General features: G+C 47.0%; 6 protein-coding genes. All 6 read left to right on the plus strand.

Features of this window, described 5'->3' with window-relative positions:
- Nucleotides 1-58: 58 nt before the first annotated feature.
- The 6 genes from ACLTD4_RS32765 to ACLTD4_RS32790 all read left to right on the plus strand — a co-directional run bounded on the left by ACLTD4_RS32765 (nucleotide 59) and on the right by ACLTD4_RS32790 (nucleotide 4938).
- A complete protein-coding gene (locus ACLTD4_RS32765; RefSeq protein WP_343121281.1) occupies nucleotides 59-754 on the plus strand; it encodes a DUF4367 domain-containing protein in 696 nt (231 codons plus the stop codon).
- Nucleotides 755-836: 82 nt separating this feature from the next.
- Complete coding sequence (locus tag ACLTD4_RS32770; protein ID WP_343121280.1) at nucleotides 837-1268, plus strand: hypothetical protein; 432 nt, start codon at nucleotides 837-839, stop codon at nucleotides 1266-1268.
- 103 nt (nucleotides 1269-1371) lie between these two features.
- Nucleotides 1372-1983: a hypothetical protein gene (locus ACLTD4_RS32775; RefSeq protein ID WP_149929504.1), complete on the plus strand. Its 612-nt coding sequence runs from the start codon at nucleotides 1372-1374 to the stop codon at nucleotides 1981-1983.
- Nucleotides 1984-2890: 907 nt separating this feature from the next.
- The gene (locus ACLTD4_RS32780; RefSeq protein ID WP_412269990.1) at nucleotides 2891-3913 is read left to right on the plus strand and encodes a hypothetical protein; all 1023 of its coding nucleotides are present in this window, start codon (nucleotides 2891-2893) and stop codon (nucleotides 3911-3913) included.
- A gap of 15 nt (nucleotides 3914-3928) precedes the next feature.
- Entirely contained in the window at nucleotides 3929-4681 is a 753-nt protein-coding gene (locus ACLTD4_RS32785) for a hypothetical protein (RefSeq protein ID WP_412331920.1), read from the plus strand.
- 11 nt (nucleotides 4682-4692) lie between these two features.
- Nucleotides 4693-4938: a hypothetical protein gene (locus ACLTD4_RS32790; RefSeq protein WP_412331921.1), complete on the plus strand. Its 246-nt coding sequence runs from the start codon at nucleotides 4693-4695 to the stop codon at nucleotides 4936-4938.
- The last annotated feature ends 385 nt before the right edge of the window (nucleotides 4939-5323 follow it).

Consider the following 5323-nt stretch of genomic DNA (forward strand, 5'->3'; position numbering starts at 1 on the left):
AGACAATTCAACGAGCAAGAAGAAAGTTAGAACAAGCATTAAAAAATGAGGGGCAGATATGAAAATAACAGACTCACAGCTTTATAAGTATGTACCTAAAGCAGAAAAGTTGTGGTTGAGCTGGCTGCCGACGGATGAGGAAATTCCTGAACACATATTTTCTAAAAGATTTGAGAGGAAGATGAAGCGGTTGATTCGAAATCAGCGGCGTACACCAAGAATCAGGAAAATATTTCTTACAGCAAAACGGATCACGGCAGCTGTGTTGGTTTTAACCATGCTTAGTTTTTCGGGATTAATGACTGTAGAGGCATACCGTGAAAAATTTATTGAGATGATTACCGAAGTTATGGATGATTTGACACACTTTAAAATCTTCTCTTCTTGGAACGAAAGTATAAGAATGGGGGAAATTATATTTGGATATCTACCGGAAGGAATGTCTGAGGTTGAGCGAATGTGTGACGAGGAAACTCAGGGACAAATAATTTATTTTGAAGATTTAGATGGCAAACAGCTTAGAATAGATATACAGTTAGTAACAGAGGAAACAGACTATGAGATCATTTTGGATACGGAGCTTGTTGACTCTACTAAGGTTGATATAGCCGGAAACGAGGCAAAACTCGTTGTTAAAGGTGAGAGGAGTACGTTGTTGTGGAAAGATGAGCCCTTCATTTTGATGGTAACAGGAGATATGAATTCGGATGAGTTAATTCAAGTGGCTAAAGGGATTACAGTAACGACAAAATAAATTGAAAAAATTTTTGAAATTACTGTCCCATAATTGCTTCTTCATTCGTCACAATATATGAAAGGGAAGGGAGATGGTTTTTATGAGAAAGTATATTCCCAAGCAGTTCTTTGGCTTTTTCTGTGCCATTATATGCGCGTTCTCTCTGGCGATTCCAGGCTATGCTGTGGAATTGCCTGATCCCGATACGGATATCAGCTTTTATATGGAGAATATCTCAGATGCCCAGTGTGTGTTGAGTATTCGAAACGGGAAAGCAGCAGCGCGTGTTAGCGTGAATGGAAATCGTGGAGCGGAACGTAGCAAAATCATCTTGGAGATTCAAAAACAGCGGGGAAGTCAATGGGTCACTGTTGAGTCTTGGAGTGTGGAGGAAGATGGACGGAATGCATCTCTCAGCAAATCAGTAGAAGCCGAGAAGGGGACAACATACCGAGCAAAAGCTGAAGTAACTGTGTGGATTAATGGAAAATCGGAAACAAAAACTATAACCACCACAGGGAAGACGGCATGAATAGATCCCTGCCTATAGGCAGGGATGCGGAGAAGAATCTCCGCATCTGAAAGTGTTATAGAAGAAATTCTATATTATTTTGATTGTGAAAGGATGGTATAACATGAAAAAAGGAAGAATCGCAATTAGTCTCATCTGTGCAACGGCATTGACCAGTGTAGCTATGCTCCCTGCTTTTGCAGCATCGGAGCCGGATGATGTTCCTGCTGCGGCGATTGGGCACGCTTGTGCCATCAACACTAATGCAACCTTTGCTGCCTCCGACGAGATTCCTGAAGAAATCATTATCGAAGGAGAGCCTGGTGACTTCTTTGTTGTTGGCGATCTCGTCTTTGAGATTGTTACACCAGAAGAGGTCGAATCTGTAGTGACCGCCCCCGAAACCAGGGCAAGCACTTCTCGATGGAGCATTTCTCTTTCCGGAACCGAGATGAGTAAGGGGATTGAAGTAACGTCTTCTTATCCGCACGCGAAGGTGTGGGTCGACAACAAGGGTTCCCAAAGTATCAAATTCACGATTACGAAGGGGTCCGAAACGGGAAGCGTTGTGAAGGGAACCAGCGTTTCTATTGCTGCAGGTACTTCTACAAGTGTTTATAGTACGAATAAGTGGCCTGCGGATACCTATTATGCCAACTTTACCTGTGGAAAGGCAGAAATGAAGGGGTCTGCCGCCTGCCGTGTAGCATCCACCATTCCTGAACTCGATATTTAAAAGCAATTTAAGAAGGACTGAAGCGGCAGCCAATTGTATTGGCTGCCGCTTCTAATTATTTTTAGAGGATACGAAGGGATGGTACCTTGATATTTTGTGCTATAACGGTTTACCCGTTTGCGAGAGCTGTGAACGGGTAAACCGTTATACGGTTATTTTCCTGAATATATTGACTTATCCGCTTTAGTATGGTACGATGATCATGGATAGAAATAGGCTGCGAATGGCGCTGGATCTGGGACAGCGACCTGATGGGAAGGCGGTGGGATATGGAGGCTGCGGCTGGTAGGGTTGCAGCGGATCAGAGGTAGGCTCGTCTGGGCGAGGGTAAAGAGTGATTAGGCCCAGAGCGTCTTGGCCGGAGCTGCCGGCTGGGGGTTCAGCAAATACCCATACAGAAGCCATGACAGGGTTGATACTCCTGTGTGGTGTGCGGGCTTGCCACAGTAACCTTTGTGAAATGGAAAGCGCACCATGGACCCCAACATGAGTAATCCTTTTGAAAGTGATGGGTAAGCGAAATGTATCATGTCCCTATCCACCCTCTGATAGTAGCCAGGATACTGTAGATCTCCTGGAGAGCCGCACCCTCTACAAAGGTGCCGACAGATCCCGAACTGCCGTAGATCTCAATAAATCGGGACTGCACACATAAGCAGTTCAAAAAAGTGTCGGGAGCGATCCCAAATCCGTCACACATAAGACGTTAAAAAGTGTATTTGCCGATTGCCGAGTCTCCGAGTGGAGCTGACATGAGGCGGCTTTGCTTGAACAGATGATAGAAAACAAGAAATCATGATTTATAGTTTTGTAGAAATATAGATTTATATATGTATAGATTTAATTAAAAATAGATTTCTACTTATCTATAAAAATAGAAATCTATTTTGCAAGAGAGGAGGGGCCTATGGGCCGGCGCAACAAGGCCTATCACAAGGATCTTCACCAGCAAGCCTATGAACGATTGACCAGTATGCAAGCGTTTGGGGAGAGCAGAAAAGAGGCAAAGGCGAATGGTACGGACAAGGATAAGATTTTTTCCTTCAGCACCTACCAGAGCTACTGGAAGCACACGAAGTATTTTATCAAGTACATCAAAGAACACCATCCAGAATGTACTACGCTGAAAAGTGCCAGGAAGTATGTAAACGAATGGCTGCAGGATGGCGTGGATCGGGGCCTGTCTGCATGGACGATTGGTGTGCAGCGGTCGGCCATGGGAAAACTGTATGGGATCTCTCCGGATGATGAAGATTTTTTCAAGGCTCCGAAAAAAGAACGGGAAAACATCAAGCGGAGCCGCGGCGACCGGGTTCGGGATAAGCACTTCTCCAAGACGAACAATGATGGGCTGATCAAGTTTTGTCAGGGGACTGGGCTGCGTCGGAAGGAACTGGAGGAGCTGCGGGGGAAGGATCTGGTCACCAGAGAACAGGTCGAGGTTGAGTTATCCAAGCTGGAGAGCCGGCCTGCAGAGGAACTGACGCCGGCCGACACCAAGCGGTTGGAAATGCTCCAGGATGCCCTTTTATTCCCGGAGGGTTACTTTACCCATGTCCGCAACGGAAAGGGTGGCAGGGAGCGCCTAAGCCCTATCATCGGGCCAAATGCGGGGCAGATCATAGAGCGGATCAGTAACACGCCGGCAGAGGAAAAGGTGTGGCAGCACGTCCACCAGAGCGCCGATATTCACGGATACCGGGCCGAGTATGCCACGGTGATCTATAAAGCTAACGCCAGAGAAATCAAGGACATTCCTTATGACCGGGTGAACAAAGGCACCGGGCATCGCTACCAGAGTGAGGTGTATACCTGCCGCAAAGATGAATCTGGCCGGAAGTTGGACAAGGCTGCTATGCTGGTGTGCAGCAAGGCTCTGGGCCATAATCGGATCGATGTTGTGGCCAACAACTACATCCGGGATCTATAAGGGAGGTGCGCTTCCATGAGCGAGTTTGTAAAAAAGACGATAATGGGATATAAAACGCTGGATGGTGGCCAATCTGACCCGGAGTGCTCCCATGTTATCCTGACCCTGAAGGAGTACGAGGGCCTTTTGCAGAAAATCTCTCAGGCGGAACAGGAGACCAGGAACGAAAAGAGAAAGGTTGAGGAAGAAAAAGGGGCTTCTCTGTATAGGGAGCAGCAGACAATTCAAAAGGCGAACCAGGCCATAGAAAAATGGATGAAGGCGCTGGAAAAAGAGAAAGCGGAAAGCGACTATCAGAAGGGACTAAATGAAAACCTGCTGCGTATTGCCAGAGAAAGAGCGAATGCGGATCGAAAACTGAAGCCTAAGAAGGAGCACACCGGCTATGTGGTGGTGGTATCGTCAGAAAAAATCTATCGGTATAAAAATAGACACAGACTGGAATCAGTGAAACTATGGGAAACCGTGATTCAAAGCCCGTATTCGATAGAGTTTCCAGCAGAACAGGCGAAGAGGATGATACTGGAAGAGTTTTTCCCAGAAACCGGGGAGTGGGAAGCTGCCAGGTTAGGGATAAAGCGATGGGTCGCCGGTGACTATGAGGATTTTCTGAGTGCTGCGGATAAAGATGAGGAATTTATGAAACAGAATGCAGCTCTGATGGGATACCGGAGCTTTAGGGCCAATTATCGGGACGGGTACTGGGAAATGATATTAGTTCATACAAGGCCCCTGGAGGTCGTCCCGAAGGATATGCGAGTGAGCTGAAGGAGATAAAAATGATGAAGATGGGATTGTGTGCAGAGGATGCGGTAACTCATAACCTAACCGTAGTATGGACTGGACTGGATACCAGAGAGCTGGAGGAAGGGGAACAATTGGAGATCCGGGTGGCCGGTCACTGGATCGAGGTTGAGCTGGAGCGAGATCCTGATGGCGGCTGGAGTTGGCGGGATCTGGAGACTGGCTGGAGCTTGAAACGTACCGATGTCGCGCCGGTCAGTGTCCGGAAAATCGACGCCTAAAATTAGCCTGTCCGGGGGCCTTGAAAGCGCCGCCTGGACAGGCTATAATAACAATCGAAAATAGGGAAATAATCTATTGATAATATATGCCTGATATAAGGGGTTAGTGAGGGAGAGAAATAAGGGCTAAATTTGGGTTGTCGAAAATAGGGAAATAATCTATTGATAATATATGCCCCCCTATGGACCTTTTGGCCCTAAAAGAAATTCGTAAATTTCTCTCTTAGAGGGGGAGAAAGTCGGAGGGGAAATGGGGGGTGTGCGGAGGCTGTGGTAATGTGGTAAACCCGATAGGGTTTTCCATCATTTCCATAGCCGGAGCACGGGGGGAAAGGGGGAGGTGACTTTCTCTTTAAGGCCCCGAAGGGGCCGCTCTTTGGCTCCC

This window comes from Hungatella sp. (genome assembly GCF_046966825.1).

What these genes read in the sequence shown, in the direction of transcription:
- ACLTD4_RS32785 (WP_412331920.1), top strand. Translation starts at nt 3,929, where the DNA reads ATGAGCGAGTTTGTAAAAAAGACGATAATGGGATATAAAACGCTGGAT.
- ACLTD4_RS32765 (WP_343121281.1), top strand. Translation starts at nt 59, where the DNA reads ATGAAAATAACAGACTCACAGCTTTATAAGTATGTACCTAAAGCAGAA.
- ACLTD4_RS32780 (WP_412269990.1), top strand. Translation starts at nt 2,891, where the DNA reads ATGGGCCGGCGCAACAAGGCCTATCACAAGGATCTTCACCAGCAAGCC.
- ACLTD4_RS32770 (WP_343121280.1), top strand. Translation starts at nt 837, where the DNA reads ATGAGAAAGTATATTCCCAAGCAGTTCTTTGGCTTTTTCTGTGCCATT.
- ACLTD4_RS32775 (WP_149929504.1), top strand. Translation starts at nt 1,372, where the DNA reads ATGAAAAAAGGAAGAATCGCAATTAGTCTCATCTGTGCAACGGCATTG.
- ACLTD4_RS32790 (WP_412331921.1), top strand. Translation starts at nt 4,693, where the DNA reads ATGATGAAGATGGGATTGTGTGCAGAGGATGCGGTAACTCATAACCTA.